Consider the following 23,127-nt stretch of genomic DNA (forward strand, 5'->3'; position numbering starts at 1 on the left):
GAATCCGCCGCCGCACTCTCCGAGTTCGACCGGACCATCCACGCACCGGACCGCCTCCGCATCTGCGCCGCGCTGGATGCGGTGGAGTGGGCGGAGTTCTCCGTCGTCCGGGACACGCTGGAGGTCAGCGACCCGGTGCTGAGCAAGCAGGTCGGCACGCTCGTCGCAGCCGGGCACCCCGAGCAGCGACGCGCCACCCGGGACACCCGCCGACGGGTCTGGCTCCGGCTCAGCAAGCTCGGCCGCACCGCCCACGCGCGACACCTCGCCGCGCTCCGCGAGATCGTCGGTGACCGGTCGCTATGACCGGTCGCCGGGTGGCGGGTCGTAGTGCCCGGTCTCCGGGTCCTCGGTCTCCTCCTCGCTGACCCGGTCCTCGCCTCGCCTGCGGAAGAAGCGAAAACCGGGGAGCCCCACGATGGCCCTGCGCACGTCGTGGGTGACCTCCAGCAGCTCGTGGATCTCCGGACCGACGCGGTCCAACGTGCGCAGGATCGGCAGGATGTCGGTCAAGACGTGCTCGGTCAGCACCGGCAGCTCGTCGACCAGCCGGATCGCGGCGTCGACCTCCTGCTGGGACAGCTCGCCGACGAAGTGCTCGAGCATCGGGGCGGCCCGCCGCGCCGCGGGCTCGTACGCCGCGAGCAGGCTGTCGGCGGTGCCGGAGATGCGCTCGGCCGTGTCCACGGTGGACGAGGCGCGCTCGGAGATGTCACCGGCCCTGGCGACCACGGTCTCGGCGGAGCCGGAGATGCGGCCCGCCGCCGTCACCGCCTCCTCGGCGGAGGCCGCCACGGTCCGGGAGGTCCGCAGCAGGCCCTCGGCCTCGTCCACCGTTCGTGACGTGCGCTCGACGAGCTCGTCGGCGCGGTCGACGACCTCCCGGACCCGGCCTAGCAGGTCCTCGGCGCCGTCGACCAGGCCGATCACACGTCCGGGAACGGCGGCGACGGTCGCCGCCGAGTCGGTGGCCCACTCGAAGGTGGACCTCGCCGTCGCGACCACGTCACCGGGCTTGGGGATACCGATCTTCATACCCCCACTGTGCCCGAGCGGCGCGGTACGTCAGCCGGTCACCGCAGCGTGGCCGGTGACCGTCGTGGGAGCCGGAGCGGTGGGCACCTGTTCGAGCTGACCGGACCGGCTCGGCCAGTCCCCCGAACCCGCCTTGCCGTCGGTCTCGCCCGGGTCCTTCGGGTCACCCGGGTCCTCGGAGCCACCGCCCGGGTCCTTCGGGTCCTCGGAACCGTCGTCACCGGGATCCTCCGAGTCGTCCCCCGGGCTCCGCGGATCCTCCGGCGTCTTCCCGCCGCCGTCGTGCTCGGGGTGATCGACGATGGGAGCGTTGGTGCAGTCGTTGGCCTGCGGCGAGGCCAGCGATACGACGGCACCGATGACGGCGACGTTGTTCCCGCACAACTGCACCGGCGCGAGGCTGATGTCGTTGCCGCTGAGGACGTTGACACCCTCGTTGTCGGCGCTGTCGGCGAAAGCGGGGGTAGCCGTCGCGAGCAATCCGGCCGTCGCGGCGACAGTACCCGCCAAGTAGGTCTTCTTACGCACTCTGGACCTTCCTTCGTTGTTGATACCCCGGTTCTCGCCCGGGCCTTTCTCCTGGGCCTTCGCTCACCGCAACAGCACGAGCGTGCCCAGGGGAAGTGATCTCAGCAGTCGCAGCGCGTCCTTCGGCACCCGGACGCATCCGTCACTGCTGGCGGTGCCGAACACGCTCGGATCCGGCCAACCGTGCAGCGCCACGGTGCCCGGACCGCCGCCGTAGGTGGTCAGCGTCGCGGAGTGGGTACCGAGCGGAAGCACGATCGGGCTGAAGTCGGTGACCGTCTCCCGGATGTTGGCCAGGATGAACGTCCGGCCGCGCGGGGTCCTCGTACCGGGCGCCCCCACTCCGACCGTCCACGTCCCGATCTCGCGACCGCTCTTGCGCACCACCAACCGCCGGGCGTCGATGTCGACCTCCACGACGTAGGGGGTCCGCGCCTTGGACACCGGGGCCGAGACGCCGATGCGAACCCATCCGGTGGAACCGTTCGGTCGGGAGGGCAGCAGCACCCGCGCCCAGTCCCCGCGTTCCTCGACGATCGGCACCCAGGTCGGGGACTCGAACTGGGTGGCGGGCAGCCGGGCGACGGGGGTTCCGCGCGGGGCGTCGTGAACGGTCACCTCCTGCTTGACGCGCAGGACGATGCCGTTCGTGCCCGCTCGGGGATCCGGGTCGGGAACCGCGTCCGCGGTGGTGCCGAACGTGGTGGCCGCCGGCAGCGTCGCCGGGTCCACCCGGCGGGGTTCCGGTTTCGGGGGCGCCGGCTTCGAGGACACCGGCTTCGGGGGTGTGGTCTCCTGCGGTGAGACCGAGACGGCACTGGAACAACCGGAGGCCAGACCGAGAAGCAGGACGCCGACGACGGCGACCGCCCGTCTCCTGCCGGCGGGCAGGAGATGAATTCTCGGTACTTCCATGGGGATTCCCTCGCCTGGAAAGTGGAACGACACGGGGACGAATCGCGGGTGTGGCGAACGATCGCGGTGATCGGACTCGAGCGGACGCTACCCACGACCGCACTCCTCTCCCCTGCCGGGTCGGGCACCGTCGAACCGGAAGCGGAAACCGAACAAAGCGGCAATGAGCAGGAAAAATACTCACGTTGAACGGACATCCGAGCGCTGACGAGAAGCTTCGTCACTCGTAGTCACATATTTAATACCCGAAAGAGTGACGCTTTCACGCTCTCGCACAATCCGCGCGAATTCGGATGGATCGCGGAGCGCCACGTTCGCGACGCTCGGCGGCGTGGCATCGGCCGATGGGGACACCACGTACGAAAACCGGCTTCCGCTCCCGCGCCGATAGTGCCGCGGGAGCGAAAGCCGGGACCGGAAACCCGGACGGGACTACGGGGTCACTCAGCCGAGCCGCACGGGCAGCGTCTGCGTGGAGTTGGAGAACAGGGAGGGGACGGGCGACAGGCCGGCCGAGTCGGTGGCCAGGCCCAGCTCCGGGTAGCGGGCGAACAGGGCGGGCAGCGCGATCCCGGCTTCGAGGCGTGCGAGGTGGGCGCCGAGGCAGAAGTGGGGTCCACCGCCGAAGGCGAGGTGCCTGCCCTGCGAGCGCGTGACGTCGAAGCGGTCGGCGTCGTCGCCGTGGTGGGCGGAATCGCGGCCGACACCGCTGTAGGGCGCGAGGATGGCCTCACCACGGGCGATCGTGACCCCGCCGACCGTGATGTCCTCGAGGGGGTAGCGGGCGGGGAAGTTCCCGATCGGGGAGTCCCAGCGCAGGACCTCCTCCACCACGTTCGCCCAGGTGTCGGCATCGCCGTTGCGGGCGATCTCCAACTGCTCGGGGTGGGTGAGCAGCGCCCGCACACCGTTGGCGATCAGGCCGAGGGTGGTCTCGTGCCCCGCGGTGAGCAGCAGCCAGATCGTGTCGACGAGCTCCTCGTCGGTGAGGGCCTCGGGGTCCTGCTCGTTGGCGGCGATCAGCGCGCTGGTCAGGTCCTCGCCCGGTTCCTCGCGGCGGAGCTCGACCAGACCGTTCAACAGCTCGTGGCGTTCGCGCTGGGTCGCGACGACCTCTTCGGGGTCGGTGTCGGTGCGGAAGATGCTGTCGACGAGGGTGCGGAGCCGGGGACGCCACTGCTCGGGAACGCCGACGAGCTCGCAGATCACCTGCATCGGGATGGGGTAAGCGTAATGCTGCCGGAGGTCGACGGAGCCGTCCGGATCGGCTCGGGCGGGTAAGTCGTCGAGGAGGTCGGCCACGATCCGGTCGATGCGCGGGCGCAGCTGCTCGACGCGCTTGCGGGTGAAGGTGCGAGTGACCGGCTGGCGAAGGCGGTGGTGATCGCTGCCGTCGCTGGTCACCATGTTGGTGACCTTGATCATGCCGATCAGGGGCCAGTCGTCCGGGATCTCACCGCGCTGGATGGCGCCCCAGTTGCGCCAGTCCTTGCTGACGCGCGAGTCGGTGACGAGCTCGGAGAGCAGCTCGTGCTCGGTGACCACCCACACCCGCACGTCACCGGGGAGTACGGCACGCACGACCGGGCCCAGCTCGCGCATGCGGGCCGCTTCGCCGTGGTGGTCGGCGGCCGTGGGGTCGAGGTGAATGAGGGGAACCTGGGCGACCGAGTCGGTCATGGGGTTTCTCCTGATCTGCGGGGGAATCAGTTGCGGACTGACCTGCTACGACGCACCCGCCGACGTGAAACTCACGGGCAGCCGGTGGGGGCATCGGGTCCACGGGGAGGGCGCCACCCGAACCTGGTCGGCGGGAATTTCCAAGATCACATCGTGGAGGCGGTGCAGTGCCGTGTCGACCGCTATCCGGGTGATCAACCGGCCGGGCCGGTGGGCCGGGCAGGAGTGCGGCCCGGCGCTCCAGGCCAGATGCGCGCGGTTGCCGACCTCCAGCCACGGGTCCTCGGTGTGTACCCGGGAGTCGGCGTTGGCCGCGGCGAACCCGAGGATCAGCGCGTCCCCGCGACGGATGTGCTGGCCGGAGATCTCGCAGTCGGCCAGGGCGTACCGCGCGGGCATGTTGGCCATCGGCGGATCACGCCACAGCACGTCGTCGAGCGCGTCGTCGACGCCCATCCGTCCTCCGCGCACCCGACCGGCGAACCGGGTGTCGGTCAGCATCAGTCGCAGCGTCTGCGCGATCCAGGTCTTGGTCGTCTCGTACCCGGCCGAGATCATCAGCACCATCGACTGCTGGATCTCGTAGTCGTTGGCCAGGTTGGAATGGGAGATGAACGCCGTGGTGAGATCGTCACGGGGTTCGGCCCTGCGTTCCCGGATCGCTTCGGTCAGGATCCGTTCGACCGTCTCGTTGCCGGCCTGGGAGTCCGAGCCGGAGCCGAACAGGGCGAGCAGGCCGCGTTGCAGCTCGTGCCGCTTCTCGGGGCCGAGACCGAACAGACCGGCGATGGCCAGCATCGGGATGATGGCCGCGTAGTCGTTCACCAGGTCGGCCCGCCCCCGGTCGGCGAACCGGTCGATCAGTTCCGCGCACGTCGTCCGGATCAACCGGCTCATCCGCTGCTTGTCCAGGCCGGCCAGCCCGTCGTCCAGCGGGGCCCGCAACCGGCGGTGCTTGTCACCGTCCGCGAAGTAGGCGTTGTCGCGGGGGAACATCATGGGCCCCAGCCCGGAGTCCGGGGAGACGGCACCCTCGTTGTACAGCCGCCAGTTGTGCGGGTTCCGGGAGAACAACTGCTCGTTGCGCACGATCCGGCAGATCTCCTGGTGGCCCATGACCAACCACGCCGGGACGCCCGGTTCGAGCTCGACGGGCGCCACCCGACCCCACCTCTCCTGCAGCCACCCGTAGGCGGCCCGGGGATCGGCGCAGTTCGTCGTGGCGGACAGCGCCATCAGGTCGGACAGGTCCGTCAACTGGTAAGGGCGAGTAACCGACATCATGCGAGTGCCTCATCGGAGGAGAATTGGAGGGCGTGTTCAACGAGACTGATCAGTGCTTGCGCCGAGTCGTCCTTGTCCCGCGCGTCGAAATTCACGATGGGGACCTCCGGAAGCAGATCCAACGCCTGGCGCAGCTGCTCGGTCTCGTAGCGCGGGGCGCCGTCGAAATTGTTGACCGCCACCACGAAGGGCATCGACGTGCGCAGTTCCAACTGGTCGAACACCTCGAAGCTGTCCTCCAGGCGGCGAGTGTCGATCATGACCAGGGCGCCGAGCGCCCCTTCGGCCAGGCCCTCCCACAAATCCCAGAACCGCCGCTGCCCCGGAGTGCCGAACAGGTACAGCGCCACCTCCGGGTTGACGGTGATACGGCCGAAGTCCATGGCCACCGTGGTCGTGGACTTCTCCTCGCGACCGTCGAGGGAGTCGACGCCGATGCTGGCGGTCGTCATCGTCTCCTCGGTCCGCAGCGGCGTGATCTCGCTGACCGAGTTGATCAGCGTGGTCTTGCCGACCCCGAAAGCTCCCACAACCAGGATCTTGACCGAGTGCTGCACGGTCGGAACGACGTGTGGCCCCGACCGCGAACGATCAGAGTTCGCGAAGACCATTGAGCACCTTCTCTATGACGTGGCGTTCGGGGAGATCGTGGCGCGGCGCGCCGCAACGTATAGACAGGTGCTCGGAGTCGACCAGGTCCGAAGCGAGCACGACCACCAGACTCACGGGTAATCGCAGGTATGCGGCGGCCTCGGCCAGCGAGAGCACCCCGCCGCACACGTCCAGCAGGGCACGCTGCCGGTGGCTGGCCGAGAGCGGAACGGGTTTGTCGGGATCGGCGACCAGCAACGTCTCCGGCCGGATGGTGTTGCGCGACGGGTGAGCGCGACCGTCTGTCATGACGTACGACCGCACCGGGTGATCGGCGTACTCCTCGGGCCCACCCATGATCAGTCGGTGCGTGAGGGCGTGCTCAGGGCACGCTCGCCGATCATCTGTACCTGCGCCTGCATCTGCTGGGCGATGAGCCCGGGGTCGATCACGGACTCGGTGACCACCGCGAGGCGGGATCCGTCGCCGGCACCGCGGATGAACAGGTAACCACCGTCGAACTCGACCATCACCTGGCGGGGATCGCTGCCCGAGCCGAATTCCATGCTCATGCCCTTGCCCAGGGAGGACAATCCGGCACAAGCGGCGGCGAGCTTCTGGGCCACGTCGTTGTCGGTGTTGTCGGTCCGGACCCTGAGCAGGCCGTCCGAGGTGAGCACCACGACGTGACGCACACCCCGCACCGTCCTGATCAGCTCCAGCATCCAGCTGTTGTCGTCAGCCTGGATCGTCATCTTTCCTCCGAAGCGTCGTGAGTGTCGGCGGACGGCCGCGCGGAGCCGTCGCCGGGCGTGCCGCGGCTGCCCCCGGCACTGAGGAAGCTGCCCATCCACTGCCCCGCCTGCTCGGGTGTCTGCGTGGCCTCGTGCTCCTGCGGCCAGCGCACCGGAGTCGTGGGCGGTGCCTCGTTGCGACGGGAGCGCCGCTGCGGCAACTTGGGAGACTCCTCGCTCCCCTGAGGACTCTTGTGATCATCACGGGGATCGGCGCGATCTTTCCGGGACGCCGTCACGGCCTCGGACCGCTCCGGTGTCCCCTCGGCCCGCGGGCTCCGCGTCTCGGGTCGCTGTGTCAGGGTGGGTCCTCCCGGTGCTGCTCTTCCGGTCGGTGCCACGGTCTCCGTCTGGTCACCGGGCACCAGCACGATCGCCCGCAGCCCGCCGTACACCGACTCCGTCAGATCCACTCGGAAGTCGTGGCGACGCACGTAGCTGCCCACGACCGGCAGGCCCGTCTGCGGGATCTCGCCGAGCTCGGCCAGCCCCACCGGCCGGCGCCCCGACGCGATCCGCCGGGCCTGCTCCAGCCGGTTGTCGTCCAGGCCCACACCGCAGTCGTCGATCTCGATGACCGCGCCCCGCTGGACGCGGCGCGCCGCCACGAGGACCTGCGTACTCGGCGGGGAGGACTGGGTGGCGTTGGCCAGCAGCTCGGCCACCAGGTGGATCAGCGGCTCGACCGTCCGGGGCACGACGGCCATCCCCGAGTCCCCCGACACCTCGATCCGCTGATACGCGGTGATCCGTCCGGCCGCGGCCCGCACCACGTCCTCCAGCGGCAGTGGTTGGTGCCACTGCTGACCGGGCCACTCGCCGCACAGCGCCGCCAGGGTCTGCGCCTGCCGGGCCTGCTGGGCGGCGGCGTGATCCACTCGCATGCTCGTGTGCAGGACATCGGGGTCGGAGGGGTGCCGCTGAACCATCCGGGCCCCCTCCTCCTGGATGCGGTGCGCCGAGGACTGCACCTTCCGCCCCAGCGCCACCACCGCCTCTTCCACGGCGGTCTGCTTGTTGAGCTGCCCGGTCCGGACGTCATCCAGCACCGCCGTGGACCGGCCGACCAGCTCGGTCGCCGCGTCGTCGGCCACGGCCTCGGGGAGCGGCGGCACCGCCGCATCCTGCGACAGCGCGGGCAACTGCTGCTCCACCACGTGCCGCAATGCCGCGTACCTCGCGTCGGAGAGGGTCTCGAGGTGCCGGTGCTGTTGTTCCAGGCGCGCCAGTTCGGCTTGGTGCCGACGCTCGTCCCGTTCCGCCACCCACGCCGCCACCGACGCTGCCAACGCCGCCACTGCCGTCACCACCGCGCCGGAGAGCAGCCACACCATCGCAGGCACTCCACCGAAAAGCAGTGGTGTGAGGAGGACGTAAACGAGGACGACACCGACGCACAACCACGGGCCGGCCTTTCGCAGTCGAGACGGCACCGTCGAGGAAAATGTCATGGTCACCTGAAGTCGCGATCGGGAAGGAACAGGAGTCGAGTCGCATCACGCGACGGAAAAGAACGAAACGAAGGCGTTCCGGTCCATCGGGAAAATACTGCCGGTCGAACGAATCGCCCCTGGTGGGCCCCCGGAGACACACTCCGAGACCCGCGGACACAACGATGACGAACGCCGAACGGGCCGCTCGCTCCCCGTAGGAACACCGACGACGTGTCGAACTCCCATGCACACCCCAGAAAGGGAGAATCGAAGGACTTGGCTCGCAGGGCACGGACGGACAGCAGCAGCTTCTCGGCAGGAGATTCACGGGCTTTCACGCAGCCGACGAAACAGCCCCCGCGGGCGTGGTGGGCACCCCCCTTTCCTTTTCGCGCAGCAGGTGATCACCGAGGTTACCCCAAGGGTCAACCCTACCGAAAGCGACCGTGACACCGGACTCACACGGGCGTTTCCAACCGGGATTCGGATGGTATTCGGCCGTGACGAAGCCCCACCGGTGAGAGGGAATCCTCTCCGATTACCACTTCCGCTCTCGATCGCCAATCCCCCGATCGGAGCAGGACGACCGGGTGGGAGCTGAGGACGAACCACGAACGCCGCCGGTGACCAGTGGTCATTCCGACGGCGTGTTCCCAGCACGAAGCGGAAGCGGAGGGATTCGAACCCTCGGAGCCTCTCGGCTCGCTCGCTTTCAAGGCGAGTGCATTAGGCCGCTCTGCCACGCTTCCTCGTCACACCATAGCCAACCCGCACGCACAACACCTAGGGTGGGTTCGGGCCCCACTAATCACGCAGGTGCTCGGTGATACGCCCGAACACGCAGTTCAGCACGCGGCATTCCTCCTCGTCCAGGAAGTCCACCATGTGCTCCCGCACTCCGGCGACATGGGTGGGCGCCGCCTGCCGCAGCAGCCGCTTCCCCTCGTCGGTCAGCAGGGCCAGCACCACCCTGCCGTCACTGGGGCACTCGCGGCGCAGCACCAGCCCCTTGGCCTCCAGCCGACGGATCTGGTGGGAGATCCGGCTCTTGGAGTGCGCGACTCCCTGGGCGAGTTCGCTCATCCGCTGCCGGTGACGGGGCTGCTCGCTCAGTTGCACCAGGATCTCGTAATCGGCGAGGGAGACCCCGTGCTCGGTCTGCAACTCCCGGCTGAGCCGATACTCCAGCAAGGCGCTGCCGACGATGTAGGAGCGCCATGCCGACATCTCCCGATTGTTCAACCACCGCGTGTCGTCGTCTCCCATCACTCCGACAGGCTATCCGGGCACCGAGCGACGTGAACGGTCCACGACGAAGGAGGTGGCTCGGCCCGGCCCGGCACCGTCAGCGGGCCGGGCTCCGCCCCGCGACGCGCACTGGGGAGTCGATCGCCGTCCCACATCGGGAAGACCAGTACCCGATACGGCGTTGTGCCGACCGGACTCGCGAAACACCTTCGACGGGAAGGAGGAGCCGAGTGGCTCCAGCGGTGGAAGTGAGCGACCTGGTCAAGCGCTATCCCAAGAGCCGGAGCAACGCCGTCGACGGGCTGAGTTTCCGGGTCCACCGAGGCGAGATCTTCGGGTTGCTCGGTCCGAACGGGGCCGGCAAGACCACCACGGTCGGCATCCTGACCACCAGGGTGGTGCTGACCGACGGTGACGCCAAGGTCGGCGGCGTCAGCGTCGCTTCCGACCCGGTGGCCGCGCGCCACAAGGTGGCCGTGGTGCCGCAGCGGGTCAACCTCGACCGATCGCTGAACGCCCGGCAGAACCTGCTCTTCCACGCCACCTACCACGGCATCGCACGGGCGCAGCGCCACCGGCTCGCCGACGAGCTGCTCGACCGGATGGGGCTGTCGGACAAGGCGAAGGCTCGCGTCGACGATCTCTCCGGCGGCCAGTCGCAGCGACTCATGATCGCTCGGGCGCTGATCCACCGCCCCGAGGTGCTGTTCCTGGACGAGCCCTCCACCGGTCTCGACCCGCAGGCTCGGCTGTTCGTGCACGACCGGGTCAACGACCTGCGCTCCGAGGGGGTGACCGTCGTACTGACCACCCACGACATGGACGAGGCCGAGAAGCTCTCCGACCGGGTCGGCGTGGTCGACCACGGCAAGCTGCTCACGCTGGACACGCCGGAAGCGCTGATCAGGTCGCTGCCGGGCAGCGGGACGATCGACGTCACCGTCCGGCCGAACGGCGTCGACTCCGACCGGCTGCTGGACCTGCTCTCGAGCGTGGCGGGGGTCGAGCGAGTGGAGCGGATCGGCACCGACCGGGGCGGCGGGGAACCGGAACCGCGACTGCGGCTCTACGTCGCGGAGGAACCCTCCGCGCTGCTCGGCCCGGTCGCGGCGACCCTGCACGAGCACGACGTGGCCGTCAGCGACCTGTCACTGGGCTCACCGACGCTGGAGGACGTCTTCATCGAGATCACCGGGAGGGAGCTGCGTTGAGCTCGATGCGCGCCTTCGTCGCCGTACTCGGCCGCGACGTGTTCGTCACCGGCAGGGAGCTGCCGAGCTTCCTGGCCCAGGTGCTGGTGCAGCCGGTGGCGCTGCTGTTCATCTTCGGCAAGGTGCTCGGTCAGCTCGGTTACACCCAGCCCGGCTATGCCCAGATCCTGCTGCCCGGGATGATCGCGCTCAACGCGTTCCTGGTCTCGTTGCAGAACACCTCGTTCCCGCTGGTGCTGGACTTCTCCTACTCCCGCGAGATCGAGGACCGGCTGCTGGCGCCGCTGCCGATCAGTTGGGTGGCGGCCGAGAAGATGCTTTTCGGAGCTCTGCGCGGGCTGTTCGCCGCGTTGCTGATGATCCCGATCGGCTTCGCGATGCTCGGCGACATCGACTGGAAGCTGTCGGGACTGCCGTTCGCGGTGCTGTGCATGGTGCTGGGATCGTTCGCCGGGGCCACGGTCGGCCTCACCGTCGGTGCGGCCGTGCCGCCGCGCCGGATCAACATCATGTTCGCGGTCATCCTCGCACCGCTGATCTTCACCGGGGCCAGCCAGTTCCCCTGGGCACAGCTGGATCAGCTGCGCTGGTTCCAGGTGTTGTGCCTGTTCAACCCGTTGACCTACGTCAGCGAGGGCATGCGCGGGGCGCTGCTGCCGTCCGTACCGCACATGGCCCCGTGGGTCTGCGTGGTCGCGCTCGTGGCCGCGTGCGGGATCTTCGGCGTGCTCGGGATCAAGTTCTTCCTCCGCCGCGCCCTGGACTGAACAGGGTGAACGGGCCGTTTTGGCGGTGTGAGTGCCAAAACGGCCCGTTCCCCCTTCGGGAAAATCCCGGTGTCACCTCAGCGAGAGGGGGCCCTGCGCCTGCGGTTGCTTCGCGGCGAGGGTGTGGGCCTGGGCCTTACGCACCTCGGCCCGCTCCGCGCGGTTCTGCATCCCGTTGATGCTCTCGGTGCTGTGCGCGTAGCGCCCGATGACGTTGGCCAACGCCTTGGAGTTGCGCTCCAACGCCGTTCGGTCCACGTTGACCAGCGTGTCGCCGGGCTGGTGGTAGTTGGGGTCGAAGGCCTTGCCCGCCGTACCGCCCCACTTCGCGGCCTGGGCCTCGGTCTTGATTTCCTCGGCACCGGTGAACAGCCCACCGGCGGGGATCCCGTTGGCGATGAACTCACCGTAGTCGGACCGGCCGTCGAAGTCGGTTCCCTCGGCCTCGACGCCCTGCTTGTGCAGTGCCTTGACGAAGGCGTGCTCGATGGCCGCCGAACCCTGCGGGCCGGGACCAGCCCCCACGCCGTCGGAGTTGTCGCCGTCGTAGGTGAAGTAGCCCGCGTTCGGCGAGCCGATCATGTCGAAGTTCAGGTACATGGCGATGTCGAGCTGCCGCTCGAAGCTCAGCCCCTGAACGTACTTCGTCGAGCCGATCAGCCCGGACTCCTCGGCGCCCCACCACGCGAAGCGCACGGCGTTGTTGGTGTCGGGGCTGCCGCCGAGCTGCAGAGCGGTCTCCAGCAGACCGGCGCTGCCGGTGCCGTTGTCGTTGATCCCCGCCCCTTCGGCGACGCTGTCCAGGTGCGCCCCGGCCATGACGACGTTGTCCGCCCGCCCGGTGCGGGTCTGGGCGATCACGTTCTCCGAGGTGATCTCGTCGAAGCTGGCCCGCAGGTCCAGGGTGGCCTCGGTGCCCTGCTGCTTCACCAGCTGCGCGCCGGTGGCCTTGCTGACGCCCGCCGTGGGGATCACTCCGGCGTCGGCGCCACCGAGCGTGCCGTTGAGCGCTCCCTCGGCGTTGTTGTAGATGATCGCCGCGCTCGCGCCCTGCTCGGAGGCGATCCGCTGCTTCTTGGCGAAGGTGCAGCTACCGCGCTGGATCAGCGCGATGGTGTCGGTGACGTCGACGCCGCCGTAGTCGCTCGCCTGGCAGCCGGTGCTGTCGTCGACCGGAGTCACCGACAGCGGCGCCGTGACCCCGCCCCGGGGAGTGGCCGGGGAGTACTCCAGCGCGTCGGCCTCGACCGGTGATCCGGCCACGTTCAGCTCGATCGACTCGAGGGAGTACTTCGTGTAGGCGAACTCCGGTGTGGACACGTCGAAGCCCGCCGCGCGCAGCTTGTCCGCCACGTAGTCGACGCTGGCCCGATAGCCCGGAGTCCCCGAGGCGCGGGTGTTCCCGTTCTGGTCGGCGATGCGCTGGAGGGCGACCAGGTGTCGGTTCACGTCGTTGACGTCGACCTGCTCACCCAGTTGCATCGTCTGCGGCTGCGCCGCGGTGGCGGCCGGGACGGACAGCGCCACCGCCGTACAAGCGGCGAACAATGTGGACACGGCGCGTCCAGGTCTCAGGTTTGGTGCTCGCATCATGCTCCCGGATCGGGTGTTTTTCGTGCCGCACAACAGTCGTACGGTCACTCGGTGAAGTCAATGCTTCACCCGGAATGGTCGGACCCCGGGATCCTTTCTCCACTCTCGCCTCATGGCAACGACCGGTGTTTGCCAGTTTTGCCGGACAGCGCCGCGTACGCCAGCTGGGCCACACCGCACGAGCGGGCTACCGTCGGAGGCATGGAAGCGATCACCATTCGGGAGCCGGGCGCTCCGGACGTGTTGGAGTGGACCGAACGACCCACGCCCAAGCCGGGACGCGGCGAGGTCGCCATCGACGTCGTCGCCGCCGGTATCAACCGCGCCGACCTGTCACAGCGTCAGGGCAACTACCCGCCCCCGAAGGGCGCCAGCGACGTCCTCGGGCTCGAGTGCTCGGGCACCATCGCCGCGCTGGGCGAGGGAGTCGCGGGCAGGCAGATCGGCGACCAGGTGTGCGCGCTGCTGGCCGGAGGCGGGTACGCCGAGCGGGTCGTGGTGCCCGACGAGCAGATCCTGCCCGCCCCGGCGGGAATCGACCTGGTCGACGCGGCGGGGCTGCCGGAGGTGCTGTGCACCGTGTGGTCGAACGTCGTCATGGAGGCCGGGCTCCGCGGGGGCCAGGTGCTGCTGGTGCACGGTGGTTCGGGAGGCATCGGCACGGCCGCCATCCAGATCGGCAGGGCACTCGGGGCGCGGGTGGCCGCCACGGCCGGTTCCGCGGAGAGCCTGCGGCTGTGCCGGGAGCTCGGTGCCGAACTGGCGATCAGTTACTCCGAGCAGGACTTCGTCGAGGAGATCAAGCAGCTCGGTGGGGCCGATGTCGTTCTCGACAACATGGGGGCCTCCTACCTGGATCGCAACCTCAGCGCGCTGGCCCCGGACGGTCACCTCGCGGTGATCGGAATGCAGGGTGGACGTCGCGCGGAGCTGGACATCGGAAAGATGCTGGTCAAACGACTGCACATGTCCGCGCTCGGGTTGCGCGGGCGCCCCGTGGAGGGGCCGCACGGCAAGGCGGCCATCGTCGCCGACGTGCGGGAGCGCCTGTGGCCACTGGTGGAGCGCGGCACCGTGCGACCCCCCGTGCACAGCCGCACGCCGATGCCCGAAGCAGCGAGGGCGCACGAGATGCTCGAAGCCGGAGGGGTGCACGGCAAGATCCTGCTCACCGTGCCGTAACGAGTCCACGGGGATTTGGGGGTTACACGATTTTCCCTAAAGTTGTGGCACAACTTTAGGGAAAATCGCACCACCACCGCGGGGGCCGCCGCGGGTTCGGCTGCACAAGCCACCCCGAAAGAAACCCTCTACCCCAGTTCGGCGACGGCGCGGACGAGTTGGTCCACCTCGTAGGCGTTGGTGTAGTGGGCCAGCCCCACACGCACCGCGCCGCCGACCTCGCCGACCCCGAGCACCGCGTAGACCCCGTGCGTGCCGGGGTCGGCGAAGGCGCACACGCCCCGCTCCGAGAGGTGCTCGATCGCGTCCTCGGCCTTGACCCCCTCCACGGTGAACGCTATCGACGGCACGCGACGCATGGCGTCTCCGATCACCATGACGTGCCGCAGCTGTCGCAGGCCGTTGGTCAGGTTGGACAGCAACCCCGCCTGATAAGCCTTGACCGAGCCCATCGACGTGAGCAGCCGCTCCCGGCGCGGCCCGAGGGCGGCGTCGTCGAGAGCCGCCAGGTAGTCCACCGAGGAGACCAGGCCCGCCAGCAGCGGGTACGCCTGCGGACCGAGCTCCATCCGCTCGGCACCGCGCGTGCCCGGCTCCAGCGCCACCGCCGGAAGCTGCTCCACCATCGCGGGATCGCGGAACACCAGGGCACCGACCGGAGGGCCACCCCAGGACGAGGCGTTCAGCGCGACCACGTCCGCGCCCATCGAGGTGATGTCCAGCGGGATGAAGGGAGCCGCGGCCGAGCAGTCCGCCACGACCAGCGCACCGTGTTCGGCGGCGGCGTCGGCGGCCTGCCGCACGTCGGGGCGCGTGCCCACCGCCCCGGAAGCCGCGGTGACCGCCACGACCTTCGTTCGCGGCGTGATCAGCTCCTGGTACTGCCACCCGGGCAGCTCGCAGGTCTCGATGTCGACCTCGGCCCACCGGACGGTGCCGCCGGAGCGCTGCGCGGCGCGCTGCCAGGGCACGACGTTGACCGGATCGTCCAGCCGGGAGACCACGACCTCGTCGCCGATCATCCAGCTGTCGCCGAGGGTGTCGGCCAGTCGTTGCAGGAGTACGGCCGAGCTGGGTCCGAGCACCACCCCTGCGGGGTCGGCACCCACGAGATCGGCCAGGCTGCGACGGGCGGCGTCCACGATCGCCTCGGCGCGCTGCGAGGCGGGAAAGATCCCGCCGGGGCCGGAGACAGGGGCGCGCAGCGCGGTCGACACCGCGGTGGCCACCTGCTCGGGAACCTGCATACCAGCCGGGGCGTCCAAGTGCACCCACCCGTCGCCCAGCGCGGGGAAGCGGCCCCGCACCGCAGCGACGTCGAACGCCATGCGTAATACCGTACGGAGTTCGCGCACGGGGCTCCGCCCGGGGTGGCCGATGTCGCATCCGGCGCAGAACGGCGAGAATGAAACGATGAGCCAGCACGGTCACGGTCAGGACCACGGTCAGGACACCGACGGGCAACACATGCTCGCCGTCGGCGAGGGCGCGCCGGTCGGCTCCGGGGTGGTTTCCCGGGAGGACGGGGAGGACCTCGGCGAGCTCGTCGAGCAACCCGCGAAGGTCATGCGCATCGGCACGATGATCAAGCAGTTGCTCGAGGAGGTGCGGGCCGCGCCGCTGGACGAGGCCGGGCGCGAGCGGCTCAAGGAGATCCACCGGTCCTCCGTGGCCGAACTCGAGCAGGGACTGGCCCCCGAGCTGATCCAGGAGCTGGAACGGCTGTCGTTGCCGTTCTCCCAGGAGGAGACGCCGTCGGAGCCGGAGCTGCGGATCGCCCAGGCCCAGCTGGTCGGCTGGCTGGAGGGACTGTTCCACGGGATGCAGACGGCGCTGGTCACCCAGCAGATGTCCGCACGCGCCCAGCTCGAGCAGATGCGCCAGGGCGCGCTTCCCGCCGGTGGCACCGGAAGCGACCCGGCGCACGGCGACGAGCGGTACGACGAAGGCCCCGGTCAGTACCTGTGAGTGCGGGTCTGCTTCGCACGACGACGTCCAACCGGGAGCATCCGTGTCCGGTATGCACGTTCTCCCGCGCGGCGGGTTTCGAGCGGGATGCCCACGGGCGACCGCCCCGGGCGGGTCGGTATTCTGACGCACCGTGCAGGCGACCAGCACGGTAGAGAAACCCCCGGCCCCGCCCGAGTCCTCCTCGCGCACCTGGCGCAAGGCGTTCAACGACATCGCTGCGGGCACCCAGCAGCGCCAGTTATGGGCTCACCTGGGGTGGCAGGACATCAAGCAGCGCTACCGGCGCTCGGTGATCGGCCCGCTGTGGATCACCATCAGCATGGGCATGACGGTCACCGCGCTCGGGATCCTCTACTCCAACCTCTTCGGCAAGAACCTCGGCGAGCACCTGCCCTACCTCGCGGTCGGCTTCATCATGTGGGGCTTCATCTCGGGCTGCATCACCGACGGCACCGAGGTCTTCATCCAGAACGAAGGCCTGATGAAGCAGCTCCCCGCCCCGCTGAGCGTGCACATCCTGCGGCTGGTGTGGCGCCAGACCCTGCTGTTCGCCCACAACCTGGTCATCTACTTCGTCGTGCTGGCCATCTTCCTGATGCCCATCAGTTGGACAGTGGTCATGGCGATACCGGCGATCGTGCTCATGATGGCCAGTGGTGCCTGGGTCGCCCTGCTGTTCGGCATCGTCGCCACCCGGTTCCGGGACATCCCCCCCGTGGTCGGCAGCCTCATGCAGCTGATCTTCTTCATGACGCCGATCGTCTGGGACGCCGAAATCCTGGAGCAGAAGGGCGGCAGCATGTTCATCGCGAAGCTCAATCCGCTGTACCACTACATCGAGATCCTCCGCGATCCCCTGCTGGGCGAGGACATCGTGCTGACCAACTGGATCGTGGTCGGGGCCATTACGATCGTCGGGTGGGCACTGGCGTTGCTCGTCCTCCGCAACTACCGCGCTCGCGTCACCTACTGGGTCTGATCGGGAGCTGGAGCAACCATGGTCAGCATTGACGTCTGGAACGCGGCGGTCGACTTCCCGATCTTCGACGCGAAGTCCCGCTCGCTGAAGAAGGCCGTCCTCGGCAAGGCCGGCGGCAAGATCGGCACCGACAGCAAGGTGCCGATCATCGAGGCCCTGCACGACATCAACCTCTCCTTCCGGCACGGCGACCGGGTCGCCCTGGTCGGGCACAACGGGGCGGGCAAGTCCACCCTGCTGCGGCTGATGTCGGGCATCTACGAGCCGACCCGGGGCAACGCGCGCGTGGAGGGCAAGGTCGCCCCCGTGTTCGACCTCGGCGTGGGCATGGACCCGGAGATCTCCGGCTACGAGAACATCGTCATCCGCGGGCTGTTCCTGGGCATGAACCGCACCCAGATGGAGAAGCGGATGGACGACATCGCCGAGTTCACCGAGCTCGGCGACTACCTGTCCATGCCGCTGCGCACCTACTCCACCGGCATGCGCGTGCGGCTGGCGCTGGGCGTGGTGACCTCCATCGACCCCGAGATCCTGATCCTCGACGAGGGCATCGGGGCCGTCGACGTGGAGTTCATGGAGAAGGTGCGGGCGCGCCTCAAGAACCTCGTCCAGCGGTCCGGCATCCTCGTCTTCGCCTCGCACTCCGACGAGTTCCTCATGGAGCTGTGCAACACCGCCATCTGGATGGACAAGGGCGGGATCGTCGAGCAGGGGCCCCTGCGTGATGTGCTGACGCACTACAAGGGCAAGGACCCCTTCGAGAACGCCAGTCAGGAGACCCTGGACCGGATCGGCGAGACCCGGTCCGTGGCCGCGAGCGGGAGCAACGAGAGCACATGAGCCAGGCGCCGCAGCAGTTGCCGACACTACCGGCGGGAGCCGTCGTGGCGGTGATCGTCACCAGACACCGCCGTGAACTGCTCGCGGAGTCGCTCAAGGTCATCTCCACCCAGACCAGAACGCCCGACCACCTCGTCGTGGTGGACAACGGCCCGGATCAACCCGCCGAGGACGTCGTCGCGGAGTGCCCGGTGCCCGCCACCTACCTCCCGGCCCGACGCAACCTCGGTGGCGCCGGAGGCTTCGCGCTCGGGATGATGCACGCGCTCGCGCTCGGCGCCGAGTGGGTGTGGCTGGGCGACGACGACGGCCGCCCGGCCGACGACCACGCGCTGGCCACGCTGCTGGAGGTCGCCGAGACCCGACAGCTGGCGGCGGTCTCCCCGGTCGTGGTCAACATCGACCGCCCGGACCGGCTGGCCTTCCCGCTGCGGCGGGGGCTGACCTGGAAGCGCCTCCCGGAGGAGCTGCGCGGCGAGGGTGGTCACGAGGACTTCCTGCCCGGCATCGCCTCCTTCTTCAACGGCGCGCTGTTCCGGGCCTCGACGCTGGACGTCGTCGGTGTGCCGGACTACCGGTTGTTCTTCCGGGGTGACGAGGTGGAGATGCACCGTCGCGTGGTGCGCTCCGGACTTCCCTTCGGCACCACCCTGCGCACCCGCTTCGTCCATCCGGACGGGTCGGCGGAGTTCAAGCCGATGCTCGGCGGCCGGTTCCACGCGCAGGACCCGTCGGACGCCAACAAGCGCTACTACACCTACCGCAACCGCGGTTACCTGCTCTCCCAGCCGGGCATGCGCAAGATCGGTGCGCTGGAGGTGCTGCGCTTCGGGCTGTACTTCCTCGGACAGCGCCGCGACCCGAAGGCCTTCCGCGAATGGCTGCGGCTGGTCCACCAGGGCCGCCGCGAGCACTTCTTCCGCCGCTGAACGCGGTCACTGAACTCCGCCGCTGAACGCGGTCACTCGGATCGTGCGGTGTGCGGATAGTCTCCACCACTCCCTCACGCGCGTCGGGAGTGCGACGATGAGTACCGCCGAGCGGCCGAGGCACGGGCTCCGCTCCACGCGCCCACCGACGAGCCCGGAGCCGCCCGCGGCATCGATCGGCACCGCGTGCAGCGTGAACCCGTTCGGTTGCCGATCGGACGCGAATCGCGAAGAAAAACCTGAAGAAATCCTGAGTTCGCAGCTCACTGCGTTACGGACCGTGTCGATTCGCACAGGTACCGAGTACCGCGCAAGGGCCCGTCAGAGCAACTACTATTCTGCGTTGCGTGCGTAACGCGGGCCAGGACGACAACGGGCAGCCGCCCCCGGACGAGGAGTCGCCGGGCGGTGCCACGAAGACTCGGCGCGGTCCGGTGGCGAAGCGACTGTGGATCACCGCTTCGGTGCTGGGGCTACTGGGGGCGATCCTGTCGATCGCGGTGCCCTTCCTACCGGTGGTTCACGACATCACCACGTTGAAGTGGCCCACCGCCCAGGGGACGCAGGCGGTGTCGGCACCGCTGGTGCGGTATTCGCCGATCGAGCTGAACGCCAGCGTGCCGTGTCAGACGGCGCGCAGTTTGGACGCTCGTACCCAGGACCAAGCGCTGGTGCTGGGTACGAATCCGCCGGGCTCGGAGTACGGCAAGCTCACCGGGATGACCCTGCAGGTCACGGGCGGTCAGCTCACGCTGCTGTCCAAGGGGCGCCAACTGGGCACGACTCCGATCCCCAGCGGGGACTGTTCGATCTCGATCCACTCCGACGCGTTTCGCACCACGGCCGGCGTGGGCAACCAACCGCTGGCCGACATTCACGGGGAGGACCGGCGTCCGCAGCTGACCGGGATCTACTCCGACATCGACGAGCAGCAGGACCCCACGCGGGGACTGTCGTTCTCCGCGCAGGTCGACAACCGGTGGTCCACCCAGGGCACGGTGCTGAAGTTCGTGGTCATGGGCGTGGCCGTGCTGTGCTTCATCGGCTCCGTGATCACCCTGCGCAAGCTCGACGTGCGCGCGGGGCGGCGGCCGCCGAAGTTGGCGCCGCCGGGCTGGTGGAAGCCGACGCTGCGTGACGGCGGAGTGTTCGCGGCGCTGGGCGTCTGGTGGCTGATCGGGGCGATGACCTCCGACGACGGCTACATCCTCACCATCGCCCGCGCCCGCGCCGATGCCGGCTACATCAGTAACTACTTCCGCTGGTTCGCGGTACCCGAAGCACCGTTCGGCTGGTTCTACGAGCTGTATTCGCTGTGGGTGCAGGTGTCGACGGCCACCCCGTGGGTGCGGTTGCCCGCGCTGCTGATGGGGATGGCCAGCTGGCTGCTGATCAGCCGGGAGGTGTTGCCCCGACTGGGTCAGCAGGTCCGGCGCAGCAACGCTTCCGGGTGGGCCGCCGCGGCGGTGTTCCTGGCGTTCTGGCTGCCCTACAACAACGGCCTGCGCCCGGAGCCGGTCGTGGTGCTGTTCTCGCTGCTGTCGCTGGCCGCCGTGGAGCGCGCCGTGGCCGCACGCAGGCTCATGCCCGCCGCTGTCGGGCTCGTCGGGGCCTCGCTGGCGCTGGGCGCCAGCCCGCACGGGCTGGTGGCCGTGCTGCCCTACATAGCCGCGCTCAAACCGCTGATCCGCCTGGTGCGGCTGCGCATCCAGGAGTTCGGATGGCTGCCGGTGCTGGCGCCGATCGCCGCGTCCGGCTTCGTGATCCTGAACCTGGTGTTCTGGGACCAGACGTGGAAGTCGGTGGCCGAGGCCACCAGGGTGCGCACCGACATCGGACCGAGCCACAGCTGGTACGAGGAGTTCCAGCGCTACTCGTTGCTGTTCAGTCAGAGCGCGGACGGATCGATGACGCGGCGGTTCCCGGTACTGCTGGTGATCCTGTGCCTGATCACCTGTGCGGTGGTGCTGCTGCGGCGGGGACGCATCCGGGGTGCGGCGCTGGGTCCGAGCCGCAGGCTGCTCGGCGTGACCGGGATGACGTTCGTCGTCCTCATGATGGTCCCGACCAAGTGGACGCACCACTTCGGGATCTTCGCCGCCGTCGGCGGAGCACTGGCGGCGCTGACGGCCCTGGCCACCAGCGGCAGCGTGCTGCGGTCGCGCCGCAACCGGGCGGCGTTCTTCGCGGGCCTGATGCTGATCCTGGCCTTCGCCGCGACCGGCCTCAACGCCTGGTGGTACGTCTCCGGCTGGGGCATCCCCTGGTTCAACAAACCGCCCTCGTACCACGGCTACGAGGCCAGCACGTTCCTGCTGATCATCGCCGGGATAGCCCTGGCCGTGGCCTTCATCGAGCACCTGCGCACCGACGAGCACAACCCCACGGTGGTCGACGTCAGGGAGCAGGAGAAACGCAGCCGCGCGCTGCGGTTGGGGACGGCACCGCTGTCGCTGATCTGCGCGCTGCTGGTGCTCGGCGAGCTCGCCCTGTTCGGCAAGGCCATCGAGGAGCAGTGGGGCAGCTACAGCCTGGGGGGCGACAATCTCCAGACGCTGGCCGGCGGCTCCCAGTGCGGCCTGTCGGACTCCGTCTACGTGGAGCGGAATCCGCTGGCCGGGATGCTGCCGGTCTCGCAGCGGCAGCCGAGCGATCCGGCCCCCGACACCGACGTGCCCGACCGCAACGCCAAGGAGGAAACTCCGCGGCAGTACCTCGGCGCGCGGATGGAGGGCTTCCGCCGGGGCGGGTTCCCGCCCGGTGACGGTTCGGAGACCTTCGAGAAGGACTGGCAGCCGCCGTACGGGTTCGGCACCGACAAGGCCCCGGTGTGGGGCAGCTACGACCCCAATGGGATGGCCACCGGCGAGCTGCGCACCCAGTGGTACGACCTGCCGAAACGGGCCCGGGAAGGGCAGGTGCCGATCGTGCTGTCGCTGGCCGGGAGCGAGTCCGGGGCGAACTCGTTGTTCGTCGAGTACGGCAAGCAGACCGAGGAGGGCTTCGAGGTCCTGGAGCGGCGTCCGGTGCGCAAGGGGCCCCCGCCGGGTTGGCGCGACGCCCGCATCAGCGTCGACCGGGCCGCCACCGGGGCCGAGCAGATCCGGGTGGTGGCCGTCGACCAGTCGTTGGGTTCGGACGGGTGGTTGTCCGTCTCGGCGCCGCGCGTGCCGCGGTTGACCAACATGACCGAGTTCATCGGCGACGCGCCGACCTTCGTGGAGTGGACCGCCGCGTTCCAGCACCCCTGCTTGGAGGTTCCCAGCATCAGCCACGGCATCGCCGAGATGCCCCGGTTCCGCGTCACCGCCGGCGGCACCCTGCGCAGCATCGGGCAGGGTTGGTCCTCGCCGGATGCCGGTGGTCCGTTCGGCTGGCTCAGCGTCACCACCAGCATGCGGACGCTGCCCACGTACCTGGAGGGCAACATTCACCGGGACTGGGGCACCCTGTACGCCGTCGACCCCTACGCACCCCGGGCGCTGCCCGCCCAAGCGGCCATGAACATCCGCAAGGAGACCCACTGGGGCACCTGGACCCCGGGGCCGCTGAGCAAGACCGTGCAGTTGCCCGGCGACGTTCCCAGCTCCGACGACCGCAACGACATCAAGAGTTTCGGCAACAACTCCGACAGCGGAAACGGCGGTGGTGCTGACGGCGGCGGGCGCAGTCAGGACGACTCCACCCCGTGAGGGCGCTGCTGAAGCTCAAAGCGAAAAGGGGTGACGGCGGCTGCCCGGCGTGGTGCGATGGCGACCATGAGCGAAACGAAACCCGGTCTGGTCCTGCACCTCGTCGGCGCCGCCCAGCCGCTGCACATCGCTCTCGACCGCGAGGAGGCCGAGAGCCTGGCGCCCCTGCTGCCGGAACTGATGTCCTCGGGTGAGCCGAGGACGCTGAACACCGCCGACGGCGGGCGGTTCACGGTGAACTTCACGCACGTGGCCGCGGCCCACGTCGACTCGGTGCGCTCGGAGTCGATGGCCTACGGAGCACCCGCCCGCAGCGCGGGCTTCGGGGGTTGATGGGCACCGGCTGGTCGGCTTGTGCGGGGTCAGGTGGCGGGACCTCAGCCGGGTCCCACACCGCCACCCCTCACGGGGGCGCTGCACGCCGCAGCGCTATCGGGCGGGACCCCAACATC

General features: G+C 69.1%; 22 protein-coding genes and 1 tRNA gene. 10 read left to right on the forward strand and 13 right to left on the reverse strand.

Annotated elements, in window-relative coordinates; all coding sequences use genetic code 11:
* Positions 1–60: 60 nt before the first annotated feature.
* Positions 61–306, forward strand: coding sequence for a transcriptional regulator (locus tag FHX42_RS23485; protein ID WP_328796716.1), 246 nt, complete (start codon positions 61–63; stop codon positions 304–306).
* Here FHX42_RS23485 and FHX42_RS23490 read toward each other — a convergent pair.
* The 11 genes from FHX42_RS23490 to FHX42_RS23540 form a co-directional block, all read right to left on the reverse strand.
* On the reverse strand, positions 301–1,035 hold the full coding sequence (locus FHX42_RS23490) for a methyl-accepting chemotaxis protein (RefSeq protein WP_182546638.1): 735 nt from the start codon (positions 1,033–1,035) through the stop codon (positions 301–303). The two genes, FHX42_RS23485 and FHX42_RS23490, sit on opposite strands and share 6 nt — an antisense overlap.
* A gap of 30 nt (positions 1,036–1,065) precedes the next feature.
* Positions 1,066–1,563, reverse strand: coding sequence for a chaplin family protein (locus FHX42_RS27550; RefSeq protein WP_182546639.1), 498 nt, complete (start codon positions 1,561–1,563; stop codon positions 1,066–1,068).
* A 63-nt stretch (positions 1,564–1,626) separates the two neighbouring features.
* Positions 1,627–2,478 (reverse strand): L,D-transpeptidase, encoded by an 852-nt coding sequence (locus tag FHX42_RS23500; protein ID WP_182546640.1) that lies wholly within the window; start codon positions 2,476–2,478, stop codon positions 1,627–1,629.
* A 444-nt stretch (positions 2,479–2,922) separates the two neighbouring features.
* A complete protein-coding gene (locus FHX42_RS23505; RefSeq protein ID WP_182546641.1) occupies positions 2,923–4,158 on the reverse strand; it encodes a cytochrome P450 family protein in 1,236 nt (411 codons plus the stop codon).
* 45 nt (positions 4,159–4,203) lie between these two features.
* Positions 4,204–5,442 (reverse strand): cytochrome P450, encoded by a 1,239-nt coding sequence (locus FHX42_RS23510; RefSeq protein ID WP_235987831.1) that lies wholly within the window; start codon positions 5,440–5,442, stop codon positions 4,204–4,206.
* Entirely contained in the window at positions 5,439–6,053 is a 615-nt protein-coding gene (locus FHX42_RS23515) for a GTP-binding protein (protein ID WP_182546642.1), read from the reverse strand. The genes FHX42_RS23510 and FHX42_RS23515 overlap by 4 nt, the downstream gene beginning before the upstream one ends.
* A complete protein-coding gene (locus FHX42_RS23520; RefSeq protein ID WP_182546643.1) occupies positions 6,034–6,390 on the reverse strand; it encodes a DUF742 domain-containing protein in 357 nt (118 codons plus the stop codon). The genes FHX42_RS23515 and FHX42_RS23520 overlap by 20 nt, the downstream gene beginning before the upstream one ends.
* A gap of 2 nt (positions 6,391–6,392) precedes the next feature.
* Complete coding sequence (locus FHX42_RS23525) at positions 6,393–6,788, reverse strand: roadblock/LC7 domain-containing protein (RefSeq protein WP_182546644.1); 396 nt, start codon at positions 6,786–6,788, stop codon at positions 6,393–6,395.
* Positions 6,785–8,161: a histidine kinase gene (locus FHX42_RS23530; protein WP_182546645.1), complete on the reverse strand. Its 1,377-nt coding sequence runs from the start codon at positions 8,159–8,161 to the stop codon at positions 6,785–6,787. Before FHX42_RS23530 ends, FHX42_RS23525 begins: the two co-directional genes overlap by 4 nt.
* 763 nt (positions 8,162–8,924) lie before the next feature.
* Positions 8,925–9,009: transfer RNA gene (locus tag FHX42_RS23535), tRNA-Ser, on the reverse strand.
* Between the two features lie 55 nt (positions 9,010–9,064).
* A complete protein-coding gene (locus FHX42_RS23540) occupies positions 9,065–9,526 on the reverse strand; it encodes a MarR family winged helix-turn-helix transcriptional regulator (protein ID WP_182546785.1) in 462 nt (153 codons plus the stop codon).
* Positions 9,527–9,738: 212 nt separating this feature from the next.
* Between FHX42_RS23540 and FHX42_RS23545 the strand changes: the two genes are divergently transcribed.
* Together FHX42_RS23545 and FHX42_RS23550 are read left to right on the forward strand one after the other, a co-directional pair.
* Positions 9,739–10,719 carry an ABC transporter ATP-binding protein gene (locus FHX42_RS23545; RefSeq protein WP_182546646.1) on the forward strand — a complete coding sequence of 327 codons (981 nt, stop codon included), beginning with the start codon at positions 9,739–9,741 and terminating at the stop codon, positions 10,717–10,719.
* Positions 10,716–11,486 (forward strand): ABC transporter permease, encoded by a 771-nt coding sequence (locus FHX42_RS23550; RefSeq protein WP_220480779.1) that lies wholly within the window; start codon positions 10,716–10,718, stop codon positions 11,484–11,486. Before FHX42_RS23545 ends, FHX42_RS23550 begins: the two co-directional genes overlap by 4 nt.
* Positions 11,487–11,558: 72 nt before the next feature.
* Here FHX42_RS23550 and FHX42_RS23555 read toward each other — a convergent pair whose 3' ends face one another.
* Positions 11,559–13,076 carry a M28 family metallopeptidase gene (locus FHX42_RS23555; protein ID WP_182546787.1) on the reverse strand — a complete coding sequence of 506 codons (1,518 nt, stop codon included), beginning with the start codon at positions 13,074–13,076 and terminating at the stop codon, positions 11,559–11,561.
* 204 nt (positions 13,077–13,280) lie between these two features.
* On the opposite strand from FHX42_RS23555, the gene FHX42_RS23560 reads away from it, so the two are divergent.
* Entirely contained in the window at positions 13,281–14,261 is a 981-nt protein-coding gene (locus FHX42_RS23560) for an NAD(P)H-quinone oxidoreductase (RefSeq protein WP_182546647.1), read from the forward strand.
* A 128-nt stretch (positions 14,262–14,389) separates the two neighbouring features.
* Here FHX42_RS23560 and FHX42_RS23565 read toward each other — a convergent pair whose 3' ends face one another.
* The gene (locus FHX42_RS23565) at positions 14,390–15,589 is read right to left on the reverse strand and encodes a cysteine desulfurase-like protein (RefSeq protein WP_182546648.1); all 1,200 of its coding nucleotides are present in this window, start codon (positions 15,587–15,589) and stop codon (positions 14,390–14,392) included.
* 85 nt (positions 15,590–15,674) lie between these two features.
* On the opposite strand from FHX42_RS23565, the gene FHX42_RS23570 reads away from it, so the two are divergent.
* The 6 genes from FHX42_RS23570 to FHX42_RS23595 all read left to right on the forward strand — a co-directional run bounded on the left by FHX42_RS23570 (position 15,675) and on the right by FHX42_RS23595 (position 23,008).
* Complete coding sequence (locus FHX42_RS23570; RefSeq protein ID WP_328796698.1) at positions 15,675–16,229, forward strand: bacterial proteasome activator family protein; 555 nt, start codon at positions 15,675–15,677, stop codon at positions 16,227–16,229.
* A gap of 133 nt (positions 16,230–16,362) precedes the next feature.
* Positions 16,363–17,211: a galactan export ABC transporter permease subunit Wzm/RfbD gene (wzm, locus tag FHX42_RS23575; protein ID WP_182546649.1), complete on the forward strand. Its 849-nt coding sequence runs from the start codon at positions 16,363–16,365 to the stop codon at positions 17,209–17,211.
* Between the two features lie 18 nt (positions 17,212–17,229).
* Entirely contained in the window at positions 17,230–18,054 is an 825-nt protein-coding gene (wzt, locus tag FHX42_RS23580) for a galactan export ABC transporter ATP-binding subunit Wzt/RfbE (RefSeq protein ID WP_182546650.1), read from the forward strand.
* Entirely contained in the window at positions 18,051–18,983 is a 933-nt protein-coding gene (gene glfT1 / locus FHX42_RS23585) for a galactofuranosyltransferase GlfT1 (RefSeq protein WP_182546651.1), read from the forward strand. Before wzt ends, glfT1 begins: the two co-directional genes overlap by 4 nt.
* A 347-nt stretch (positions 18,984–19,330) precedes the next feature.
* Positions 19,331–22,675: an arabinosyltransferase domain-containing protein gene (locus tag FHX42_RS23590; protein WP_182546652.1), complete on the forward strand. Its 3,345-nt coding sequence runs from the start codon at positions 19,331–19,333 to the stop codon at positions 22,673–22,675.
* A 66-nt stretch (positions 22,676–22,741) separates the two neighbouring features.
* On the forward strand, positions 22,742–23,008 hold the full coding sequence (locus FHX42_RS23595; protein ID WP_182546653.1) for a hypothetical protein: 267 nt from the start codon (positions 22,742–22,744) through the stop codon (positions 23,006–23,008).
* Positions 23,009–23,127: the final 119 nt, after the last annotated feature.

Source organism: Halosaccharopolyspora lacisalsi, assembly GCF_014137975.1.
Lineage (GTDB): Bacteria > Actinomycetota > Actinomycetes > Mycobacteriales > Pseudonocardiaceae > Halosaccharopolyspora > Halosaccharopolyspora lacisalsi.